The organism is Achromobacter sp. ACRQX, from assembly GCF_022346505.1.
Lineage (GTDB): Bacteria > Pseudomonadota > Gammaproteobacteria > Burkholderiales > Burkholderiaceae_B > Achromobacter > Achromobacter animicus.
Map to the genome: position 1 here is coordinate 1 of NZ_JAKRML010000043.1, position 21944 is coordinate 21944.

Genomic DNA, 21944 nt, shown 5'->3' on the forward strand with positions numbered 1-21944 from the left:
TCGGGCGGCAACGGCGGGCCTGGCAGCTACGTCGAGGGCGGCCCCGCGGGCGGCGCCGGGGGCACGAGCGGTCACGGCGTCTACGTCACGGGCGCCAACTCCGTAATCATCAATACGGGCACGATATCGCAGGGCCCGGAGAACCAGGACACCGCCATCAAATATGCCGCGACCGCCCGCGATTCCACGCTGGTGCTCAAGGCGCAGGGCGGCTGGGACAACCCGGACAGCCAGATCATCGGCCTGGTCGATGCCACGGAATCGGGCGGCACGACTACGCTCGTTCTTGATGGTGGCTGGGACGCCCGCCTGGACTACGACAACAACGTCTTTGATGTCAGCCTGATCGGAACCGGTGCGACCGGACCGGCCCAATATCTGGGCTTCAATGCCTTCGAGAAAGCGTCGGCCGGAACATGGAAGCTGATAGGCGGGACCGGCCAGGTCGGAACGCCGTGGACGCTGTCGGGCGGGTGGCTCGCGATAGACCACGACAACAATCTGGGTGATCGGTCAGGCACGCTTACCTTCAACGGCGGCGGGCTGCAGGTGGAGGCCGCGACGGTGATGGACCGTGACATGCATTTCGCCCGAGACGGCGTGATCCGGACAGGAAATCCAGAGCTGGCGACGCAAGGGCAGGCGGCGGACGTACACCTGTTCGGAAACATCACCGGATCGGGCGCGCTTATCAAGACCGGCGCGGGAACCTTGTCCATCGGTCGTGACAATGACGCCTTTTCCGGCGCGGTCGTCATCGAAGAGGGGGTGCTTCAGCTTGGCGCCGGCGGAACGCAATACGGTGGATCTCTGGGCGCAGGTGCGATCGAAAACAATGCCGTCCTGGCGATGTCTCAGTACCGGGGCGCGTTCTCCAATGCCATATCGGGTAGCGGCGAGCTGCATCAGTTGGAAGGCATGACGACGCTGACGGGCCCGCTGACGTACACCGGCATCACGCGGCTATTCGACGGCGCGCTTGAGATCCGGGGGGCGTCGCTGGGCCAGGCCGATCATGCGGTCGCCCGGGTCGTGGGTGCGGTTGGCGCCGATTTGCGTCTGGCAGGCGGCGCCACGCTCGACGGCTGGGTGGATGGACCCAGTCTCGCCATCGACGCGACCAGCAAATGGAACGTGCTGACCGATGCCTCCAACCCCGCGCAAGCAAACAACCTCAGCACCGTCGGTGAACTTCGGCTTGAAGGCAGCGTCGCATTTGCACCGCCCGCGGACTGGGCCCACGATGAGATCGGCCGAACGTTCACCGCCAACAATCTGGTGGGCAGTGGCGGCGAAGTGCAACTGCACTTGGGCCCCCCCGCCAACGGCGCAGCGGATTACCTCACCTTGAACGCGGGCGCCACGGGGCTGACCAATCTGACGATCAACACCGACGGCGGCTTCGGCGATGCCTTCAGCGGAAACGGCTATCTGCTGGTCAAGGCCGGCGCCAGCACGGACAACGCATTCCAGCAAACGCCTGGACAAGCTTCGCGGAGCGGCGCGTTCCACTACGTGCTGACGCATGGCGCGCTGGATGGCTCACCGGAACTTGCCAACAACTGGTATTTGATCAGCGAGACCCGCCCCGAGGTCTCGCTGTACTCGCAGCTGGGCGGCCAAGCCTTGAGGCAGTCCGAACTGGCGGTCGGCACTTTCAACGAACGCATGGGCGCCACCGAAACGCTGGCTCGGAAGGTTTACCCGTATGCGTGGGCCAGAACGCTGGGCGGATGGGAAAACCGCGATGGCGCTTCGCGCGGCATCCTGCAGTCTCAGGTGGGAAGCCGCACGACGCTGGGCGGCCTGCAGGTGGGCACGGACCTCTTCGTAACCAGCCAGGGCATCCGCCGCAACAGCCTGGGCGTGTTCGGCACCGCGATGGTATCCCGAGCCGACGTGGATCATTTCCAGGCATCCACGCGTTCGACCATCAATGCCGGCCGCAGCGATCAGACGATGTACGGTCTGGGCGCGTACTACACGATGATGGACGGCAAGGGCGGGTATGCCGACTTCGTCACGCAGATCAGCCGCTATGGCGTGAAAACCCAATCGAACGGCGCGGATGGCATGTCGATGCAGACGTCGGGTTGGGGCGTGGCGTTGTCGGCCGAAGCCGGCAAGGCGTTCGACATTGGCGATGCGTCCAGTGGACTTCGACTCGAACCTCAGGCGCAGGTGATGGTCCAGCACGTCAAGCTGCGCGACGGCGATGATGACGTTGGCCAAGTGGCGTTGCCGGCATCGCAGGCGCTGCATTCGCGCGTGAGTCTGAAGCTGTCCAAAGCGTGGGGCGAGCCGGACGGCGCGCAGAACCACGGATGGCTGATGCTGAGCTACCGGCACACGCTGGGGGAATCGTCCAGTTCCTACCAGACGCTGACGCAAGGCGACATTGCCTTTGACAACAAGCTGGACGGATCGCGCGTGGGGCTATCGGCGGGCTACGACCGTCGGGCCGGCAAGAACACGTTCGTCAATGTGCAGTTGAACGCCGAGCAGGGATTGGGCGGCGCTTCGGGCTTGCGCGCGGTGGGTGGCTCGGTGGGGATCAAGTATCTGTTCTAGCGTTCGCAGATCAGGCGTCTGCGAATGACGGATCCCACGGAGGTACTGGCTGCGTGCTGGCATTGCACGCCAAGCCATTGAATCGCCCGCCCCGCGAGCATGCGGGGCGGGCGATTTCCGTTGGCTAGTCGTCCAGTGAAGGCACGGTGCCGATCTGCATCAGGATGCGCGGCGATTCCATGTCGCCGGTTTCCTTGTCGATCATCACTTCATAGGCCGCGACGCCGGCAAATTTGGAGGCCATGGAATTCGCGATGCGGATGGCTCCGAATTCGCTGCTGGCCGGGCGGATTTCCCCGGGGGCGACGCCATTGGCGGCGGCGCGGTAGGGAACGACGATGTACTGAACGAGATGAGCAGCTTCTGACACAGGAATTCTCCCCTGGACGACAGTTTTTCGGGCGAGCGCAATGTATCACGTCGCACTGTGTTTTTGTACAGTATTTTTGCCACGGTCGCCAAGATATTTTTGCGAAGCGACTTCGCCGTTCAAGGAAAACCCCTAGCGTTTCGCCATTGCCCGCCCTCTGGCCCCGCGCTTAGTATTTTCGAAAATCCTCAGCGTTTTATAAAACCAGGGGCACGGAATGGAAGCGAACCGCTACGACGCCTACCGCGAAGACACCGCGGGCCGCGCCAATGTGGCCGACTCGCCGGAGCGGGTGGCCTATTACCAGGAGCTGGCGCGGCTGGAGACCGGCGCGCTGTGGACGGTGGCGAACAAGATCGAGCCGTGGGCGCCGCGGTCGGCGTCCGTGCCCGTGGTCTGGCGCTACCAGGACCTGCGCGGTCACGTGCTGCGGTCCGCCGAACTGGTGTCCCCCGAAGAGGCGGGCCGCCGCGTCATCTACCTGAACAATCCCGGCCGGCGCGACGTGGCGGCCGCGGTGGGCTGGCTGTATTCCGGGCTGCAGGTGATGCGGCCGGGTGAGCTGGCGTCCGCGCACGCGCACACGCATTCGGCGCTGCGCTTCATCATGGAAGGACAGGGCGCGTTCACGGTGGTGGACGGCCACAAGATGACGCTGGGGGCGAATGATTTCGTGCTGACGCCGAACGGCACCTGGCACGAGCACGGCGTGGCCGAGGACGGCACCACCTGCATCTGGCAGGACGGCTTGGACATCCCGCTGGTCAATGCGCTGGAAGCGGGCTTTTATGCCGTGCATCCAGACCTGAACCAGACCGTCACGCACCCGGTGGACGACACCAGCGGCGCGTGGGGCGGCGTGGCGCTGCGGCCGCAGGTTTCCGGATGGACCAAGCCGTATTCCCCGCTCTTCAAGTACGAATGGGAGCCTACGTACGAGGCGTTGCGCCGCTACGCGCGCACCACCGCGGGCAGTCCCTACGACGGCATCCTGCTCGAATACGTCAATCCGGCGACGGGCGGCCCCGTCATGCCGACAATTGGCGCCAGCATGCAGCTGCTGCGTCCCGGCGAGCACACAAAGGCGCACCGGCATACCGGCAGCTTCATTTACCAGGTGGCCAAGGGCAGCGGCTTTTCCGTCATCGACGGCAAGCGTTACGACTGGACCGAGCGCGACATCTTCTGCGTGCCGTCCTGGGCCATCCACGAACACGCCAACCTGTCGTCCAACGACGACGCATGCCTCTTCTGTTTCAACGACCTGCCCGTCATGCGCTCGCTGGCCCTGTATCGCGAGGAAGCGGTGCAGGACAACGGCGGCCATCAGCAGCTGATCTAGTTTCTGAACGCAAACCGCCGCGCCGTGGCGGCCGGTTCCATCAACCTTTGACCTTCTGGAGTTCCCGATGCGCCTGGTGACCTTTCGCGCTCATCCCACCGCCGCCGCCCGCCTGGGCGCGCTTGTCGACGGCTACGTGATCGACCTGTTCCTGCTGGGTCAGGAAGGCGGGGTCGACCTGCCCGACGACATGTTGGAGTTCATCGATCTGGGGCCGGTGGCAGTCGCGCAGGCGACGCGTCTCTTGGACACGTTCCGTGGCAACTGGCCGGTGGGCAGCGCGGTGCCGCAGGAGAACGTGAAGCTGCTGGCGCCCATCCCGCGTCCGCGCAAGAACATCTTCGGCATCGGCTTGAACTACGTGGAACATGTGGCCGAGTCCAGCCGCACGCTGGACACGTCGGCCGACCTGCCCAAGCAGCCCGTCATCTTCTCCAAGCCGCCCACGACGGTGATCGGGCCGGGCGACGCCATCGAGCACAACGCGAAGATCACGCAGCAGCTGGACTGGGAAGTCGAGCTGGCGGTGATCATCGGACGCCGCGCGTCGCGCGTGGCCGAGGCCGATGCGCTGTCGTACGTGTTCGGCTACAGCGTGATGCTGGACATGAGCGCGCGCGATTGCCGCCGTGCGGGGCAATGGATCTATTCCAAGGGGCAGGACACGTATGCGCCGTTCGGCCCGTGCATCGTGACCGCCGACGAAATTCCCGATCCGCAGGTGCTGGACCTGTGGCTGACGGTCAACGGCGAAAAGAAGCAGGGCTCGAACACGCGGCACATGCTGTTCAAGGTGCCGTTCCTGATCTCCGACATCAGCGCGGGCATCACGCTGGAGCCGGGCGACATCATTGCCACCGGCACGCCGGAGGGCGTGGGCGCCGGCCGCAAGCCGCAGGAGTTCCTGTGGCCGGGCGACGTGGTCGTCGCGTGCGTGGAAGGCATCGGCACGCTGCGCCACCCGGTGGTGGCCGTCTAGGAGCGCCGCGCTTGAAACCCAGAATCAAGGCCCCGCGTGAGGATGCGGCAGCAAACGGCGGCGCCGAGATCGAAGACATCACGCTGTCCGAACAGATCTACCGGCAACTGCGCCGCGACATCATGCGCGGCGCGTTTGCGCCGGGCCAGTCGCTGCGGCTGGAATTGCTGCGCCAGCGCTATGGCGGCAGCTTCTCCCCGATCCGCGAGGCGCTGAACCGGTTGCGCAGCGAACGCATGGTGCTCACCACGACGTCGCGCGGGTTTCGCATCGCGCCGCTGTCCGTGGACGAAATGCGCGATGCCTGCGAGACCCGCATCCTGATCGATTGCGACGCGCTGCGCCGGTCGCTGGCCAACGCCGACGACGCCTGGGAGGCGCGGCTGGTCGGGGCGTTTCACGCATTGGCGCTGGCCGCGCGGCGGGCGGACGCCGCGCCGGGACTGGACCCGGACCGCGAGGACGCACTGGAAGCGCGTCACCAGGATTTTCATCAGGCGCTGATCGGCGCCTGCCGCTCGCCCTGGCTGCTGGACCTGTCCGCGCAGTTGTACGCGCAGACCGAACGCTACCGCCGGCCGGCGCGCGCGCAAGCCATGGCGTACGGCTCTGAACGCGATGTTGACGACGAGCACCGCGCGCTGCTGGATGCGGCGGTGTCGCGCGATGCCGATCGCGCGGTGGCGCTGCTGGCGGCGCACTACCGCGAGACGGCGCAGGTCATCGCGCGCATCCTGTCCCTGCCCGAGGGACAAGCGGCGGCCTAGCAGCGAGATGCCGTAAGCTTGTCGTCCATGGCAGACCTGAAACTCCTCGAAGACCTGATTGCGCTGGCGCAGACCGGCAGCTTCGTGCGTGCGGCCGAGCTGCGGCACGTCACGCATCCCGCTTTCGGGCGGCGCATCCGTGCGCTGGAGACGTGGGCCGGCACTCCGCTGGTGGAACGCCAGCGCCTGCCGGTGACGCTGACGCCCGAAGGCGAGACGCTGCTCAAGACGGCGACGCAGGTCGTCGAGCAGATGGGGCTGGTGCGCCATCGCATCCGCAGTTCGGGCGCGGGCGGCGAGGCCGTGCTGCGCATCGCCACGGGCCGCAGCCTGGCGCGCACGCTGGTGGCGGACTGGATTGCGCGGCTGCGGCACCGCACGCCGCGCGTGCTGACGGACGGCACGCAGGTGGAGCTGTCCACCGGCAAGGCGCAGGACCTGGTGGTGCGGCTGGAACAGGGCAAGGTCGACCTGTTGTGCTGCTACGAGCATCCGGCGCTGTCCGTGCCGCTCAGCCCTTCGCGCTACCGGTATATGACGCTGGCGACGGACAAGCTGGTGCCGGTCAGCCAGATGGATACCCGGGGCCGGCCGCGTTTTCTGCTGCAGGAGGGCGGGGCGCCCGTGCCGCTCATCACCTACACCGGCGGGCTGGCAATGGAGCGCATCGTGGGGGATCGGCTTGAGGCCACGCCGTATGCGCTGACGCCGTTTGTGCGCAGCGATTCGCTGGACGCGGCGCATGGCGCGGTCGCCAAGGGTGTGGGGGTGGCTTGGCTGCCGTGGTCCATGGTGGCGGCCGACTGCCGGCGCGGCGCGCTGGCTGAGCTGGGCGGGCGCAGCGACGAGATCGCATTCGAAGTCCGCCTGTACCGTCCGCGCGCGCGGCTGACCGGCTTGGCCGAAGCCGCCTGGGAAGCGACGGCGAATCGCAAGGCGTGAATTCAGGTCTGGCCTCGGGTCCGGATTCCAGCGCCTGAAGTTCAACGCCTGCTGCTTAGCACCTGGAGTTTCAGCGACCATATCTCGCCGCCAGAATCCCGATCAGCACAACGATGTGCCGCTTTGGCACGGACTGGCCCTGGGCCGCGCTCGAAAATAGCTCCCGAAATCAAATGAGACGGCTCCGCCGTCCACCCACAGCACCCCAGGGAGAAAGTCATGAAGTCCATCTTGAAGCCGCTGCGTGCGGCGCTAGTCTCGTTGTGTGCCGCCTCGGCGCTTGCCGCGGCCCCTGCCGCGAGCGCGGCCGATTATCCGTCCCGCAGCATTTCGCTGATCGTCGGTTACCCCGCAGGCGGCAGCCTGGATCTGACCGCGCGCCTCTTGGGCGAAGAACTGGGCAAGCGCCTGGGCCAGACCGTTGTGGTCGAGAACGTGGGTGGCGCCGGCGGCACGATCGGCGCGCAACGCGTGGCGCGCGCCGCGCCGGACGGCTACACCATCTTTTTGGGCTCCACCAACGAAATGGTGATCGCCCGCATGATCAACACCGCCGTCAAATACGACAGCGCCAAGGATTTCACGGCGCTGGGCATCGTGGCCTCGCAGCCGATGCTGCTGGCCGCCAGCAAGAACTCGGGCGTGAAGACCGCCGCCGACTATCTGGAAAAGCTGAAGGGCGCCGCGCCCGGCACGTTCAACTACGGCTCGTCGGGCGTGGGCACGACGCTGCACCTGGCCGGCGAGATGATCAACCAGGCCACCGGCACCCGCGCCGAGCACGTCCCTTACCGCGGCGTGTCGCCTTTGGTGACCGACCTGATGAGCGGTCAGCTGGACTACGGCATGCTGGTGCTGTCCTCCGGGCTGCCGCAGGTGCGCAGCGGCAACATCGTCGCGCTGGGCCTGACCGAGAACAAGCGTTCGCCCGCCGCGCCCGAGATCGCGCCGCTGGCCGCCACCAAGGGCTTTGAGTCCGTGGACATCAACCTGTGGTTCGCGTTGTACGGCCCGGCCGGCCTGCCCGAGCCGGTGGTGACCAAGCTGCGCACCGTGTTGGATGAAACGCTGAAGTCGGACCAGTTCCGCGCCAAGATGCAGGACGCCGGCGGCGAAGTGGCCAAGCCGGGCGTGGACCCGGTGGCGTTCCAGGCTGAAGAAACCAAGAAGTACGGCGCGCTGGTCAAGGCCGCCAAGATCGAAGCGCAATAAGGCTGCGCGCGACGCATCACACCATCGAAAGACCAGGCATCAAGCGGATATCACCATGGAATTCAAGCTCCCCGTTCCCGACATCGCCGCCGAGCGCGCGGGCAATACCGACACGCCGGGCGTGTGGCACTTCGATTCGGGCGTGCCGGGACGGGCGCTCATGGTGAGCGCGCTGGTGCATGGCAACGAGTTGTGCGGCGCCTGGGCGCTGAAGGACCTGCTGGCCTCGGGTCTGCGCCCGCGCCGCGGCAGCCTGACGCTGGCCTTCTGCAACCTGGACGCGTTCGACCGCTTCGATCACGCAAACCACGATGCGTCGCGTTTCGTGCAGGAAGACATGAACCGCGTCTGGAGCGCCGAGCGCCTGGACAATCCCACGTCGCCGGACCGCCAGCGCGGCGCGGCGCTGCGCCCGTGGGTGCGGCGTGCCGACTGGCTGCTGGACCTGCATTCGATGCACGAGCCGGGGGCGCCGCTGCTGCTGACGGGCGTGCTGCCGCGAAATATCGCGCTGGCGCGCCGCCTGAAGGCGCCGCAGCACGTCATCGTGGACGCCGGCCACAAGGACGGCGTGCGCATGCGCGACTTTGAACACTTTGGCGACCCGGCGCGCGACGACGCCTGCGCCCTGCTGATCGAATGCGGCTTTCATGGCGACCTGTCGTCGCGTGATGTGGCGCGCGACATGGTGGCGCGGATGCTGGTGGAATCGCGCGTGATTGACGCGCCGGACCTGCCCGAAGGCTGGCTGCTGCCGGATCCGGCGGCGCAACGCGTGCTGGAAGTGACGGATGCCGTGGTGGCGCCGTCGATGAATGTGCGGTTTGCCGGCCCCTGGTCGGGGCTGGAAACGTTTGAAAAGGCCGGATCGCTCATCGGCTGGGCCGACGAGCAGCCGGTGGTGACGCCCTACGACAACTGCACGCTGATCATGCCGTCGCTGCGGCAGTTGAAGCCCGGCGTGACGGTGGTCAGGCTGGCCCGCGACTACGCCGCGGGCTGAGGGGGGCGCTTACTTCTGCGGCGTGTAGCGCAGCTCGTCGAGCTGATAGCCCTGCGCCGTGGCGGCGGCCAGCGCCTTGTCCAGTTCTTCCTTGGGCAGCTTGGGTGAGCGCGACAGGATCCACAGGTACTTGCGGTCGGGCGTGCCGACGACGGACCAGCGGTATTCGGGATCCAGGCCGATCACCCAGTAATCGCCCTTGAATGGCTTGAAGAACGTGACTTCGAGCTTGGCGTTGTTGCTGCCTTCGACCACCGTGGCGGTGCCCGAGGCCGAATCGATATCCCCGTCCTTGGTGCGGCAGCGGTTGTTCACGCCGATGGTGCCGTCCGGATGCGCGGTGTATTCGGCCGTGGTGTCTCCCACGCAATTGCGCTGGAAGAACATGGGGAAGTTGGCGATTTCGTACCACATCCCCACGTAGCGTTTCAGGTCGACGGATTCCACGGTCTGCATGGGCGGCGGCGCGGCGTGGGCAATGCCCGCCACGCTGACCGCCAGGGCCAGCAGAAATTTTGCGGTGCGGCGCATGGATAAAACCTCCTGATGTGACTGGTAAGGCCCGCGCGCGCACCCCGCAGGGGCGCGGCGCGGACCGATCCCTAACGATACGCCTTATTTGCGCGGCGCCTTGAGCGCGGCGTGATAGCGGCTCACGTAGGTATCGAAGTCTTCAGTGTCCGACTGTTCCAGGCGGAGCTGTTCGGCGGCGGACGCTTCGGCGGCTTGCTGATACGCCGTGGCCACGTCGGCCGGCAGCGGCTGCGCGCGCAGCGCATCCGCATGCTTGCGGCTCAGCGCCAGCGAGTAATCGTGGAACGACAGGCCGCTGTCCTTCAGTTCGGCCAAGAGGCGCGCCGAGGGCGTGGTGTCGGGCTGGTCAAGCTTGGCGCGTTGCGCCGCCAGCGCATCCGCGTAGGCGGTGCCGCCCATGGCGCTGTCGTACAGCGCCGCGTACGGCGCGATCTGATCCAGCAGCTCGTGGCCCCATTGCGCCAGGCCGATGGTCTGGCCGTCGCGGTCCAGCGTGAGGCCCGGTTTGCGGCCTTCCTTGACCACGACCGAGAAGTTGTCGGCACTGCGCTGACAGTAACCGTTGGCGGGGAAGAACGGGCTGTCCGAGGCCGTGCAGAACAGCAGGAAGGCGTCGACGAAACGGGCGGTGGTGGCGTCGATGCCGACCGGCGAATACGGATCGATGTCCAGGCAGCGCACTTCAACGTACTGCACGCCGCGTTCAGCGAGCGCCGTGATGGGGCGTTCGCAGCGGCCCGTGGCGCGCTTGGGGCGGATGCTGGAGTAGTACTCGTTTTCGATCTGCAGCACGTTGGTGTTGAGCTGGATCCATTCGCCGTCGCGGTGGGTGCCGATCTTTTGATAGTCGGGCCAGGGCTGCGTCACGGCGCCGTACAGGCGGCCGAGGAACGTGTCCAGGTCGTTGTAGCAGAGCTTGAGCTGCGACTGCGCCTTGTTCTGGTAGCCCAGGTCGCTCATGCGCAGGCTGGTGGCGTAGGGCAGGTAAAGGGTGTGGTCGCCCAGCTTGTCCAGCGCGTGGTCCTGGCCTTGCAGGAAGCCGCTGGCCAGCGCGGGCGCCGAGCCGAACAGGTACATCAGCAGCCACGAATACCGCGTGAAGTTGCGGATCAGGCCGATGTACCCGCGCGAGCGGCGGTCCTGGTCGGAGCCGGGCTGCGTGTCGAGCACGGACCACAGGGCTTCGGGCAGGGAAAAGTTGTAGTGCACGCCGGCGATGCATTGCATCGTCTTGCCGTAGCGTTCGGCCAGACCGCGGCGGTAGACGTGCTTGAGCATGCCCGTGTTGGACGTGCCGTACCAGGCGATGGGGATTTCAGGTTCGGGCGGCAGCGTGGCCGGCATGGACTGATTCCAGATCAGTTCATGGTCCAGCACGGTGTAGACGTGGCGGTGCGTGTCGGCAAGCTCGGCCAACAGCGCGTCCACGTTGTCGTGCGTGCCCGTGATGAGCTCGAGCAGCGACTCGGAATAATCGGTGGTGACGTGTTCGTTGGTCAGCGCCGAGCCCAGCCCGGCGGGGTGCGGCGTGCGGGCCAGGATGCCCTGTTCGTCCACGCGCAGGCCTTCTTTCTCGATGCCCCGCAGGGTCTGGGTCAGCATCGAGCGGTTGGCCTCTAGGCGGGCGAGGCGGTTGGCGGCAGTATCGGTCACGGATTGTTCTCGTTGGGGGCTGTCGCGGGATTTTACGGGGTGCTGGCCTCCTGTGCTGAGGGAACCAGTACTGGGGACAGGGACAATGCCTGGGCGGTGCGCGCCAGCCATTCGTCCAGGTCAGCATAGACGGGATCGGCAATGGGGGCGGTTTCGTTGAAGATCTCGTGCCACGCGGTGTCGTACCAGCGCAGCGTGAGCAATTCAGCAGGCGCCCGCTGGGCGAACTGGCGGCTGCCTTCGGCCGCCACGATGGAGTCGTCGCCGGCCACCATCAGCAGCGTGCGGCAGGGCAGCAGGCTGGCTTCGCGCAGCGCCTGCTGGCCGGCTTCGTCCACAAAGCGCGCCAGCCGCCCGGTCATGCGGCGCCGCACCAGGGGATCGGCGCGGTAGGCCTTTACGACGGCCCGGTCGTGGGAAATGCGGGCGGGCGCCAGGCCGTGCGGGACGCGCAGGTCGGGGGCATGCAGAGACATCCATGTCAGGGTGCGGCGCACCCATTGCGGAACATTGACGGCAAAGGGCGGGGAGCTGAGCACCAGCCCGTCCAGGTCGGCCAGCCGGCGCTGGGCGATGCGCACGGCGACCAGGGCGCCCAGGCTGTGACCCAGCAGAATGGGCGGACGACCGCAGGCCTGTGTCCAGTCCTGCAGCCGGTCCACGGCATCGGTGACCAGGTCTTCCTGGTCACGCAGGGTGGCCGGGTGTCCGCCGGAGCGGCCGTGACCGCGGTGGTCGTGCGCGCCCACCGTCCAGCCCCGGGCGGTCAGCCAGCGCGCCAGCCGGTCATAGCGTCCGGCGTGCTCGCTCAGGCCGTGCAGCAGATAGATGCTGGGCCGGGCTGCCGGCTGCCCGTCATCGGATAGCCGGCCTCCGGATACCCCGTCGCCCGCTATCGGAGGAGGGACGTTTGGCGCGGCGGGCCAGCAATAATTGGCGAGCAACGTGCCATCGGGCGCGGGTGCCATGGAAATCGGCGACAATTTCTGGATTCCTCGAAATGACGGGACCCTGGAGTCCTCGGGTAATGACGATTTCATCGCTGTTTCGTTTCATGTTCAAGAAAGCGGGCGTTTTTTTGACGCTGACGTTGGCGTTGGCGGCTTGCTCGCCCAGTTACAACTGGCGCGAGATGGATGTGGCGGACGGCCACGTCCGCGCCGCGTTCCCCGCCCGGGTATCGACCGAAACCCGCGAGTTGAAGCTGGACACGCACGCGTTGAAGTTCACCATGGCCAGCGCAACCGTCGGCGAAGCGGTGTTTGCCGTGGGATCGGCGCCCCTGCCGCCGGAGATCGCGGCCAGCCCCGCGGCCCGGCAGGCGCTGGGCGTGGCGCTGATGCGGTCGCTCTACACCAACATGCAGGCACCGCCGCCCAACGAATGGCCGCCTTATGGCCAGGAAATCGAGGTGCGCGGCAAGGCGGTGGGCAAGCCCGGATGGCTGCAGGCCAAGGTGTGGGTGACGGACACGATGCTGATCGAGGCCGTGGCCGCCGGCACCGAGGAAAGCCTGCCCGCCGAGCGCGCGCGCGAATTCCTGCGGTCCGTCGTTATCAAGCCTTGAACTCGAGCAGGCCCAGCCGCAGCGCCGCCACCACGGCCGCGCGCCGGCCCCGTACGCCAAGGCGGCTGCAGGCGTTGCGCAGGTGGAAATTCACGGTGCTTTCGCTGACGCCCAATATGCGGGCGGTTTCCCAGCTGGTTTTGCCCGCGGCGGACCACCGCAGGCACGCGGCCTGTCTGTCCGATAACGGCAGGCAAGCTGCCTGCCGGTCTGCCAGATGCAGGCCGGCGGGTGGAATGGCGCTGCGGACGGCGCAACGCGATGAGTGGGCAGGAATGCGCATCGGTGTGGCGGACATGGCGGCGAGGACGGGATGGTCCATTTGTGAACAATGTCCCCATGCTGCGGCGACCGCCCCGGCCGGGGCAAGCAATGATGCCGTGACGCATCAATCTTTTTATCTCTGACGGAATAGTCCATGTTGGCCATCGCGCAGTTCTACCTATCAGCCATTGTGCTGATGCTGCCCCTGCTTTCCTGCGTGGGAATCGGGCTCTACTGGGGCAAGCGCGATCTTCCCTTCGGCGGCAACTTCATCACCACGCTGGTTACCTCCGTCACCACGCCCGCGCTGGTGTTCCACACCTTCGTCACCACCCACCTGGACAACCGCGCGCTGGCCGACGTGGCTGCAGCAACCCTTATCGCCCTGCTGCTGTGCGCGCTGATTTGCGCGGCGCTGCTCAAGGCCTGGAAGCTGCCTGTGCTGAGCCTTCTACCCACGGCGTTCCAGCCCAATGCCGGCAACCTGGGCCTGCCGATTTCGCAACTGGCGTTCGGCGACGCGGGCCTGTCGGTGGCGGTGGCTTTTTTTGCGGTGAGTTCCTTCGTGATGCACACCATCGCGGTGCGCATGCTGCCGGGCGTCAACACCAAGGGAAGCTGGAAGAGCCCGATCCTGCTGGCGTCCGTGGTGGCGGTGGCGCTGCGTCTGCTGGACGTGCCGGTGCCCGCGTGGATCATCGAGACGGCGCGCATGCTGGGCGCGGTGACGGTGCCGCTGATGCTGCTGAGCCTGGGCCATGCGCTGGCGCTGATTCCGTCGAACGGCATGCGCGACGGCGCCAAGGTCGGTGCGATCCGCCTGGTGGCGGGTCTGTTGACCGGGCTGGCCGTGGCGTGGGCGATGGACCTGGAGCCGGTGCTGGCCGGTGCGCTGACGCTGCAGATGGCCATGCCGTGCGCGGTGGTCAGCTACATGTACGCGCGGCGCTATACGCCGCTGGGAGACACCGCGGCGGGCGCCGTGCTGGTGTCCACCGTCGTGTTTCTGCTGCTGGCGCCGCTGATGCTGTGGTTCTCCCACGGGCAGTAGGGGCGCCGGGCGGCGGGGTCAAGTCCCGCAGTCAAACGCGGCAGTCAAACCCTGCAGTCAAATCGCGCGGTCAGGCCGCGTGGTTCAGCCTGCACCCGCCAGCGTGCGCAACTGCGTCATCAACGCATCCGGCAGATCCAGGCCGTGCTTGACCGCCTCGTCGCGCAGCTTACGGCGGCGGTCGCCCGGCAGGCGCACGCCCTCGTCTTCGAGCATGGCGTCTACCAGCGTTTCCACGCGTTCCAGGTAGACATCGTTACCCGTTAGCGCGTTGGGATCGATCGCCATGAAGGCCTGCCCCAGCCGCGCCGGGCCGCCTTCATCCACAAAGAACGACTCGTTCTCGTAGCCGAAGCGCGCGCCGGTCAGCGCGCATGCCATGAGTTCGACAATGAGCGCCAGCATGGCGCCCTTGACGCCGCCCGCGGGCAGCATGCTGCCGGCCAGTCCCGCCTTGGGATCGGTGGTGGGCTGGCCCTCGGCGTCCAGCGCCCAGCCCAGCGGAATGGGCTGGTTGTCGCGCGCGGCGATCATGAGCTTGCCGCGCGCCACCTGCGACAGCGACAGGTCGATGACCAGGCGCGCGCCGCCGCGGCGCGGGAAGATCGCCGCGATGGGGTTGGTGCCGAACAGCGGACGCTTGCCGCCCCAGGCGGGCATGGCGGCAGGCGAGTTGCTCAGCGCCAGCCCCACCATGCCGGCGTCCGCCAGGGCTTCCAGGTGGTAGGCCGCTTCGCCAAAGTGATGGCTGTTGGCAACGCCCACGAACGCAACGCCATGCTCGCGGGCGCGGGCCGTGGCCTGTTCGACCGCCATCGCGCAGGCGGGAAACGCCAGGCCCGAACCGGCATCGATCAGCGCTGCGCCGCCGCGTTCGTTCACAAGGCGCGGCACGGCCGAGCCGATGGCGCGACCGGTGCGCAGATGACCGGCGTAGAACGGCACGCGCGACAGGCCATGAGAGCTGAGCCCCTGGCTTTCCGCGAAGACCAGTGCGCGGGCGGTGCTGTCGGCCATGACCGGGTTGGCGCCGGCGGCGGCAAGACCGGCCGCGGCCAGGTGTTGAAGTTCGTCCAGATAGATGTGAGCCATATCCTTCCTGTCGTGTAAGGCGCGCCGCGCCTCGTCAGCGTGCGCGGGCGTCAAGCGCCATTGTCACACCGGCGGCCACCATGTCGGAAACGCGCGTGTTGGCCTCCTGCGTGAGCCCCGCGATGTGCGGTGTCAGGATCAGGTTCGGCGCGTCGGCCAGCGCACTGCCCGCGGGCAGCGGTTCCTGCTCGAAGACATCCAGCGCCGCGCCGCGCAGGCGTCCGGCCCGCAACGCCGCCGCCAGCGCGGCTTCGTCCACGATGCCGCCGCGCGAGGTGTTGATGAGGATGGCGCCGGCGCGCATGCGTTCGATGCGCGCGGCGTCCAGCAGATGCCGGGTCTGGGGCGTGAGCGGCAGGTGCAGCGTCACGACGTCCGCCCGGGCAAGCAGATCGTCCAGTGACAGCGATTCTGCACCTGCTTCCTGCCACGCGGGATGGTCGGGCGGCAGGGCGGCATCGCTGCCCACGATGCGCATGCCCAGCCCGCGCGCAAGCTGGGCGGCCAGGCGGCCGATGCCGCCGAATCCCACCACGCCCAACGTGCGGCCGTGCGCTTCCAGCCCCTGCGACAGCGCATTGCGGGGCCACACGCCGGCCGCCACATCCGCGGTGGACCCATAGGCGCCGCGCAATAGCGACAGCATCGTGCCGACGACGTATTCGGCCACGGCGCGGGCGTTGGCGCCCGTGGCGGGAATGACCTTGATGCCGCGCGTCTCGCATCCCGCCAGGTCGATGTTGTCGAGCCCGACGCCCAGCCGGCCCACCGCAACCAGGCGCGGCGCGGCGGCCAGCAGCTCCGCGTTCACCTGAGTGCGGTTGCGCACGATGAGGGCGTCGGCATCCGCGACGGCGGCGAGCAGCGCGCCGCGCTGCTCGACCAGTTCGGGAGCGTACTGCACGTCGAACCGCTGCTGCAGGGCCTGGACGGCAGGCGCGTCCATGAACTCCGATATCAAAACTCGCATCTGCCGGGCTCCTTTTCGTGGTGGCAGGTTGGCCGCGTCAGGCGACCTGGATGTTGGCGTCGCGGATGATCTTGGCCCAGCGGTCGACCTCGGACTTCAGGTACGCGCCGAACTCTTTGGGGCCGCGCGGCTGCGGCACGAAGCCCAGTTGCAACAATGACTGCTGCATGGCGGGTTGCGAGACCTGCTTGACGATGGCGTCGCCGATGCGCTGGACCAGTTCAGGTGGCGTGCCGGCCGGCGCGAGCACGCCCGTGAAGTTCTCGACGATCAGGTCCGGCAGGCCGGCTTCGGCCGTGGTGGGCAGGTCGGGCAGGTCCTTGCTGCGCTCGCGTGTGGTGATGGCCAGCGCGCGAAGCGAGCCGTTCTTCACGTGCGCCAGCGATTCCGGGTAGTTGGAGAACACCACGTCCAGATGCCCGCCGATCAGGTCCGTGAGCGACGGCGCGCCGCCCTTGTACGGCACGTGCATCAGCGGCACACCCGTCAGCTTCTGATACAGCGCCAGCGTCAGGTGCGGCGGGGTGCCGTTGCCGCTGGAACCGGCCGACAGCGGCTTGGCCTTGGCCGCGCGCGCCAGGTCGTCCATGGTCTTGATGTTGCTCTTGGCGTTGACGACCACCATGATCGGCGACGACGCCAGCCCGGCGAGCGGGGTCAGGTCGCGCGTCAGGTCATATCCGGCCTTGCCCGCGAACAGCGTGGCGTTGGCCGCGTGCGACAGCGTGATGGCCAGCCAGGTGTAGCCGTCGGGCGCCGCGTTCGACACATGCGCCGCGCCGATGTTGGCGCTGCCCCCGGGTTTGTTTTCAACCACGACGTTCCAGCGTTCGGCGTCCGCCAACGCCTTGCCCACCTGGCGCGCGGCCACGTCGGTCAGGCCGCCCGGCGGAAATGGCACCACGTAGTTGATGGGACGCTCGGGCCACGCGCCTTTTTGCGCCAGCGCGCGTTCCCACGGGGCCAGCGCACAGAGGCCGGCGGCGCCCAGGGCGCCCAGCAGGCGACGGCGCTGCGCATCGTGCAGGGGGTAATGCGGTTCGCTACTCATCTGTCTTCCTCCTTGGGGATAACGCCCGGGTAGGAATGCGTACGCCTTTGCTGCCGCGGACTGCGCCCGGGTCTGCAGGTTCTTGTCGTTGATGTTGCGAGGATGCCGCTAAGGCGGCCGGCGCGTTCTCCTGGTCGCGCCGGCGCCGGAAAGGCGCTATCAGGCGCTTTCGAAAATCCGCGTGAGCACGAACTCGCGGTGGCCCAGGGCCTCGGCCGCGGTCCACCGGCCGTTGGCGGTGGCCAGCATGCATTCCAGCAGCTTGTCGCCGGCCTGGTTCAGGTCGATCTCGCGCTGCAAGAGGGCGCTGGTGTCCACGTCGATGTGCTCGGACATCGTGCGCACCGTGCGCGGATTGGCGCAGATCTTGATGACCGGCAGGATCGGGTTGCCGATGACGTTGCCTTGGCCGGTGGGGAAAAAGTGCACGGCGTAGCCCGAGGCGGCGCACAGCGTGACCATTTCCGCCGCGGCCGAGGACGAGTCCATGAACCACAGCCCGGGGCCGTCGGGGATTTCGGCCTTGTCGATGACGCCATCCACCCGGCATTGCTTGCCGATCTTCTGGATGTTGCCCATCGCCTTTTCCTCGATGGTGGTCAGGCCGCCGGCGATGTTGCCCTTGGTGGGCTGGGATTCGGACAGGTCGCTGGTCTTCCAGCGGTCGATCATGGCCTGGTAGCGGTCGAACATGAACATGAAGCGCTCGCGCACGGCGTCGTTGGCGCAGCGTTCGGCGACGATGTGTTCGCCGCCGGTCAGCTCCGACGTTTCGCCGAACACCAGGGTGGAGCCCAGCGCATACAGCTTGTCGAACGCGTTGCCCACCGTGGGATTGGCGCCGCAACCGGACGTGGTGTCGGATTCGCCGCACTTCGTGGAGACCCACAGGTCGGCGATGGGGCATTCGCTGCGCGTGAGTGCGGTGGCGTAATGCACGTATTCCTTGGCGCAGCGCGATGCGCGCATGATCGTGTCGTGGTCGCCGTGCAGTTCGATGGAAAAGCCCATGACGGGCTTGCCGGTGGCGGCGATGCCGTCGACGACGCGTTTGGTCCAGCCTTCCTCGATGCCGATCACGACCACGGCGGCGACGTTGGGGTTACAGCCGGTGCCGATCAGCGTGCGAAAGTGCAGTTCAAGATCCTCGCCGAATTGCAGGCGGCCATAAGGATGAGGCAGGGCCAGGGTGCCCTTGATATTGTTGGCGACGGCTTCGGCCGCGGCGTTGGAGATATCGTCCACGGGCAGGACGATGACGTGGTTGCGCACGCCGACGCGGCCATTGTCGCGGCGATAGCCTTGGAAGGTGGTCTGGGCAGTGATGATGGACATGGTGGGTTCCTGTGCGATGGACGGGCGCTTACCAGCGCTTGGTCTTGATGTTGTGCACGTGGGCGTGCTGGCCTGCCTTGATGGGCGCCACCACGCGGCCGATGTCGACGCCGTACTTGAAGACGGTGTCGCCCACGGCCATGTCCTTCATCGCCACCTTGTGTCCGATGGGAATGTCCTGCGACGCGCGCACATGGATGATCTTGTCCTCATCCATGATCCAGGCGTTCAGTTCCGTTCCGGCGGTCAGGCCTTCCACCACGGCGACCGCCACCGTGTCCTTCGCATCGTGCAATACGGCGTGAATCATTGTCTTCCTCTCTGAGTCAGGGGCGCCGCCCGGGTGCTGCACGCGGCGCGGATCACAACGGCCAGGAAATCTTAGGCCCGGCTTTTTTCAAAGTCAACTAAATCATATAGATGACTTACATGACTTGAGCGAATGACGGACGCGCCGCTACACTGGAGGTCCCTGATTTTTGCGATGCACCCATGAACACCAGCCTGTCACCGACTGTGCCCCTGGGCAGTCCCTTGTACGAACAGGTCAAGCAGGCCGTGCTTGCCGCGCTGGCGCAAGGCGAGTGGAAGCAGGGCGACGCGATTCCTCCGGAAAAGCATCTGGCTGAACGGTTCGGCGTATCGATCGGCACCTTGCGCAAGGCCATCGACGAACTGGCCGCCGAGAACATCCTGGTGCGCCATCAGGGGCGCGGCACCTACGTCGCGGTGCACACGCGCAACCATCACTTCTTCAAGTTTTTCCGCATCGTCGGGCAGGACGGCAGCAAGTCCTATCCGACCACCGAGCTGTTGCGCTTCCGGCGCGTGAAGGCCTCGGCGGTCGCACGCGAAAAGCTGGAACTGCCCGCGGGCGCCCATGTGTTCGAGTTCCTGAATGTGCTGTCGCTCAACGGCGACGTGGTCATGGCCGACGAGGTGTGCCTGCCCGAATCCCGCTTTCCGGGGCTGACTGAAGCGCATCTGCGCGAGCGCACCAGCACGCTGTACGCGCTGTACCAGGACCTGTTCGGCGTCAACGTCATCGCCACCGATGAGCGGCTGCGGACCTGCCTGGCCGAACGCACGCAGGCGCGCTGCCTGGGCGTGGCCGAGGGCAGTGCGCTGCTGGAGATCCGCCGCATCGCGTTCTCCTACAACCGCCAGCCGGTGGAATGGCGCGTGTCCCGCGTGAACACCGAACGCTACGAGTATCTGGGACAGGAGCCCTGGGAAGCCGGCACGTAGCAGTGCTAGAATTCCTGCCGCACTACCCAATTTTCGGCGCCGATTTGCCTGATCCGCTTGCGGGCGCCTTCCAATAAATCCAGCTAAAGAGGTCCGTATGACCACTCCTGCCCAACATTTGGCCGGTGATTCGGCCAGCGGGTTCGTCCCCGCAACCGTCACGACTTCCGATACCGTTGATCCCGGTTCGGTCGGCCTTGTCTCTCCCACGTTCATTCGTTTCGACGAACCGCTGCCCCTGCTGAGCGGCCAATCGCTCGCGTCCTACGAACTGGCCGTCGAAACCTACGGCACGCTCAATGCGCAGCGCACGAACGCCGTGCTGATCTGCCACGCGCTCAATGCCTCGCACCACGTGGCTGGGCAAGCCGCGGACAACCCCAACGACTTGGGCTGGTGGGACAACATGGTGGGCCCCGGCAAGCCGGTGGACACCAATCTCTTCTTCGTGATCGGCGTGAACAACCTGGGCTCGTGCTTCGGCTCGACCGGGCCGGCCAGCATCAACCCCGAGACCGGCAAGCCCTGGGGCGCCGCGTTCCCGGTGCTGACGGTGGAAGACTGGGTGCGGGCGCAGGCGCGGGTGGCGGACCACTTCGGCATCGAGCGCTTTGCGGCGGTGATGGGCGGATCGCTGGGCGGCATGCAAGCGCTCAGCTGGTCGATCACCTTGCCCGAACGCGTGGCCAACTGCATCGTCATCGCCAGCACGCCGCGCCTGTCCGCGCAGAACATCGGCTTTAACGAAGTGGCCCGCCGCGCCATCATCACCGACCCGGATTTCCACGGCGGCGACTACTACGCGCAGGACACCGTGCCGCGCCGCGGCCTGTCGGTCGCGCGCATGATCGGCCACATCACGTACCTGTCCGACGACGACATGGCCGAAAAATTCGGCCGCGCCCAACGCGCACCCGCCGAGAACGGTGCGTACCGCTACGGCTACGACGTCGAGTTCGAGGTCGAGTCGTACCTGCGTTACCAGGGCGAGAAGTTCACGCGCTATTTCGACGCCAACACCTACCTGCTGATCACGCGCGCGCTGGACTACTTTGATCCGGCCCGCACCACGGGCGGCGATCTGGCGCGCGCCCTGGCGCCTGCCAAGTCGAACTTCCTGCTGGTGTCGTTTTCGACCGACTGGCGATTCCCGCCGGAGCGGTCGCGCGAGATCGTGCGGGCGCTGCTGAAAAACGCCAGCCCCGTCACGTACGCCGAGATCGACGCGCCGCACGGCCACGACGCCTTCCTGCTGGAAGACGCGCGCTATCACGCGGTGGTGCGCGGCTACTACGAACGCATCGCGCGCGAGCTGGGCCTGCAAGCCGCCGCCCCGATTGAAGGATGCTCCGAATGACTTCCGTGACTCCCCGCTATGCTCACAGCGCGCTGCGGCCTGACCTGGCGCGCATTGCCGGCTGGATCGAGCCGGGCAGCCGCGTCCTGGACTTGGGTTGCGGCGACGGCGCGCTGCTGGCGCACCTGCGCGACCATCGCCAGGTCAAGGGAGCCGGCGTCGAACTCGACGACACCTGCGTGATCGCCTGCGTGCGCCGCGGCGTCGAGGTCATCCAGCAGAACCTGGAAGACGGCCTGGCGCTCTTTGACGACAAGCAGTTCGACACCGTCGTGCTGTCGCAGACGCTGCAGTCCATGCACCGCACGGAGCACATCCTGCGCGAAATGGCCCGCGTGGCGCGCTACGGCGTGGTGTCGTTTCCCAACTTCGGCTACTGGCCGCACGGCTGGGCCATTTTGCGCGGCCGCATGCCCGTGACGGGGCAGATGCCGTACCAGTGGTACAACACGCCGAACATCCATCTGTGCACGTTGCGCGACTTCGAACAGCTTGCGGGGGAAGTGGGCCTGCGCATCCTGGAACGCGCCACGTTCAACGAAGGCAAGGAAGTAAAGGCGTTCCCCAGCTGGCGCAGCACGCTGGCCGTGTACCGCTTTGCTTCGCCCTGACAATCATCCCCCTGACATTCCGACA

General features: G+C 66.8%; 22 protein-coding genes and 1 riboswitch. Of the genes, 12 read left to right on the plus strand and 10 right to left on the minus strand.

From position 1 onward, the window contains the following. Positions 1–2571 (plus strand): autotransporter outer membrane beta-barrel domain-containing protein (locus tag MHZ91_RS26490; protein ID WP_239216406.1); only part of this gene is annotated, 2571 nt, incomplete at its 5' end. 124 nt (positions 2572–2695) lie between these two features. Here the strand turns inward: MHZ91_RS26490 and MHZ91_RS26495 are convergent. Beyond that, entirely contained in the window at positions 2696–2941 is a 246-nt protein-coding gene (locus MHZ91_RS26495) for a hypothetical protein (RefSeq protein ID WP_056327580.1), read from the minus strand. A 217-nt stretch (positions 2942–3158) separates the two neighbouring features. Here MHZ91_RS26495 and MHZ91_RS26500 point away from each other — a divergent pair, with 217 nt between their 5' ends. The 6 genes from MHZ91_RS26500 (at position 3159) to MHZ91_RS26525 (ending at position 9186) form a co-directional block, all read left to right on the plus strand. Further along, positions 3159–4283, plus strand: coding sequence for a cupin domain-containing protein (locus MHZ91_RS26500; protein ID WP_105237147.1), 1125 nt, complete (start codon positions 3159–3161; stop codon positions 4281–4283). 67 nt (positions 4284–4350) lie between these two features. Next, the gene (locus tag MHZ91_RS26505) at positions 4351–5262 is read left to right on the plus strand and encodes a fumarylacetoacetate hydrolase family protein (protein ID WP_175125130.1); all 912 of its coding nucleotides are present in this window, start codon (positions 4351–4353) and stop codon (positions 5260–5262) included. 11 nt (positions 5263–5273) lie between these two features. Next, on the plus strand, positions 5274–6029 hold the full coding sequence (locus MHZ91_RS26510; protein ID WP_239216407.1) for a GntR family transcriptional regulator: 756 nt from the start codon (positions 5274–5276) through the stop codon (positions 6027–6029). 27 nt (positions 6030–6056) lie between these two features. Continuing rightward, positions 6057–6971 (plus strand): LysR family transcriptional regulator, encoded by a 915-nt coding sequence (locus MHZ91_RS26515; protein WP_239216408.1) that lies wholly within the window; start codon positions 6057–6059, stop codon positions 6969–6971. Between the two features lie 219 nt (positions 6972–7190). Continuing rightward, positions 7191–8183, plus strand: coding sequence for a tripartite tricarboxylate transporter substrate binding protein (locus MHZ91_RS26520; RefSeq protein WP_175125133.1), 993 nt, complete (start codon positions 7191–7193; stop codon positions 8181–8183). A 55-nt stretch (positions 8184–8238) separates the two neighbouring features. Then, a complete protein-coding gene (locus tag MHZ91_RS26525) occupies positions 8239–9186 on the plus strand; it encodes a succinylglutamate desuccinylase/aspartoacylase family protein (protein ID WP_239216409.1) in 948 nt (315 codons plus the stop codon). A 9-nt stretch (positions 9187–9195) separates the two neighbouring features. Here MHZ91_RS26525 and MHZ91_RS26530 read toward each other — a convergent pair whose 3' ends face one another. The 3 genes from MHZ91_RS26530 to MHZ91_RS26540 form a co-directional block, all read right to left on the minus strand. Beyond that, positions 9196–9717 (minus strand): lipocalin family protein, encoded by a 522-nt coding sequence (locus tag MHZ91_RS26530; protein ID WP_175125135.1) that lies wholly within the window; start codon positions 9715–9717, stop codon positions 9196–9198. An 84-nt stretch (positions 9718–9801) separates the two neighbouring features. Continuing rightward, positions 9802–11373, minus strand: a complete 1572-nt coding sequence (gene gshA, locus MHZ91_RS26535) for a glutamate--cysteine ligase (protein WP_175139442.1) — start codon at positions 11371–11373, stop codon at positions 9802–9804. A 32-nt stretch (positions 11374–11405) separates the two neighbouring features. Continuing rightward, positions 11406–12341: an alpha/beta hydrolase gene (locus MHZ91_RS26540; RefSeq protein WP_239216410.1), complete on the minus strand. Its 936-nt coding sequence runs from the start codon at positions 12339–12341 to the stop codon at positions 11406–11408. Positions 12342–12400: 59 nt separating this feature from the next. Here MHZ91_RS26540 and MHZ91_RS26545 point away from each other — a divergent pair, with 59 nt between their 5' ends. Further along, the gene (locus MHZ91_RS26545) at positions 12401–12940 is read left to right on the plus strand and encodes a hypothetical protein (protein WP_175125138.1); all 540 of its coding nucleotides are present in this window, start codon (positions 12401–12403) and stop codon (positions 12938–12940) included. Here MHZ91_RS26545 and MHZ91_RS26550 read toward each other — a convergent pair. Beyond that, positions 12930–13262 carry a helix-turn-helix domain-containing protein gene (locus tag MHZ91_RS26550; RefSeq protein ID WP_239216411.1) on the minus strand — a complete coding sequence of 111 codons (333 nt, stop codon included), beginning with the start codon at positions 13260–13262 and terminating at the stop codon, positions 12930–12932. The two genes, MHZ91_RS26545 and MHZ91_RS26550, sit on opposite strands and share 11 nt — an antisense overlap. 96 nt (positions 13263–13358) lie before the next feature. Here MHZ91_RS26550 and MHZ91_RS26555 point away from each other — a divergent pair, with 96 nt between their 5' ends. Then, positions 13359–14255: an AEC family transporter gene (locus MHZ91_RS26555; protein WP_239216412.1), complete on the plus strand. Its 897-nt coding sequence runs from the start codon at positions 13359–13361 to the stop codon at positions 14253–14255. Positions 14256–14339: 84 nt separating this feature from the next. On the opposite strand, the gene MHZ91_RS26560 is transcribed toward MHZ91_RS26555, so the two are convergent. From MHZ91_RS26560 to MHZ91_RS26580, 5 genes are all read right to left on the minus strand, one after another. Beyond that, positions 14340–15347 (minus strand): Ldh family oxidoreductase, encoded by a 1008-nt coding sequence (locus MHZ91_RS26560; RefSeq protein ID WP_239216414.1) that lies wholly within the window; start codon positions 15345–15347, stop codon positions 14340–14342. 34 nt (positions 15348–15381) lie between these two features. Beyond that, positions 15382–16317, minus strand: a complete 936-nt coding sequence (locus tag MHZ91_RS26565) for a hydroxyacid dehydrogenase (protein ID WP_175139437.1) — start codon at positions 16315–16317, stop codon at positions 15382–15384. 37 nt (positions 16318–16354) lie between these two features. Then, positions 16355–17368 (minus strand): tripartite tricarboxylate transporter substrate binding protein, encoded by a 1014-nt coding sequence (locus MHZ91_RS26570; RefSeq protein WP_175186047.1) that lies wholly within the window; start codon positions 17366–17368, stop codon positions 16355–16357. A gap of 159 nt (positions 17369–17527) precedes the next feature. Then, positions 17528–18703 carry a UxaA family hydrolase gene (locus tag MHZ91_RS26575; protein WP_175125143.1) on the minus strand — a complete coding sequence of 392 codons (1176 nt, stop codon included), beginning with the start codon at positions 18701–18703 and terminating at the stop codon, positions 17528–17530. 28 nt (positions 18704–18731) lie between these two features. Further along, positions 18732–19013: a UxaA family hydrolase gene (locus tag MHZ91_RS26580; RefSeq protein ID WP_056327564.1), complete on the minus strand. Its 282-nt coding sequence runs from the start codon at positions 19011–19013 to the stop codon at positions 18732–18734. 182 nt (positions 19014–19195) lie between these two features. Here MHZ91_RS26580 and MHZ91_RS26585 point away from each other — a divergent pair, with 182 nt between their 5' ends. The 3 genes from MHZ91_RS26585 (at position 19196) to metW (ending at position 21919) form a co-directional block, all read left to right on the plus strand. After that, on the plus strand, positions 19196–19951 hold the full coding sequence (locus MHZ91_RS26585) for a GntR family transcriptional regulator (RefSeq protein ID WP_175125144.1): 756 nt from the start codon (positions 19196–19198) through the stop codon (positions 19949–19951). A gap of 26 nt (positions 19952–19977) precedes the next feature. Then, positions 19978–20059, plus strand: a riboswitch (SAM riboswitch). Then, a complete protein-coding gene (locus MHZ91_RS26590; RefSeq protein WP_175139434.1) occupies positions 20049–21308 on the plus strand; it encodes a homoserine O-acetyltransferase in 1260 nt (419 codons plus the stop codon). (Overlaps the previous riboswitch by 11 nt.) Then, a complete protein-coding gene (metW, locus tag MHZ91_RS26595; protein ID WP_175125146.1) occupies positions 21305–21919 on the plus strand; it encodes a methionine biosynthesis protein MetW in 615 nt (204 codons plus the stop codon). The genes MHZ91_RS26590 and metW overlap by 4 nt, the downstream gene beginning before the upstream one ends. The last annotated feature ends 25 nt before the right edge of the window (positions 21920–21944 follow it).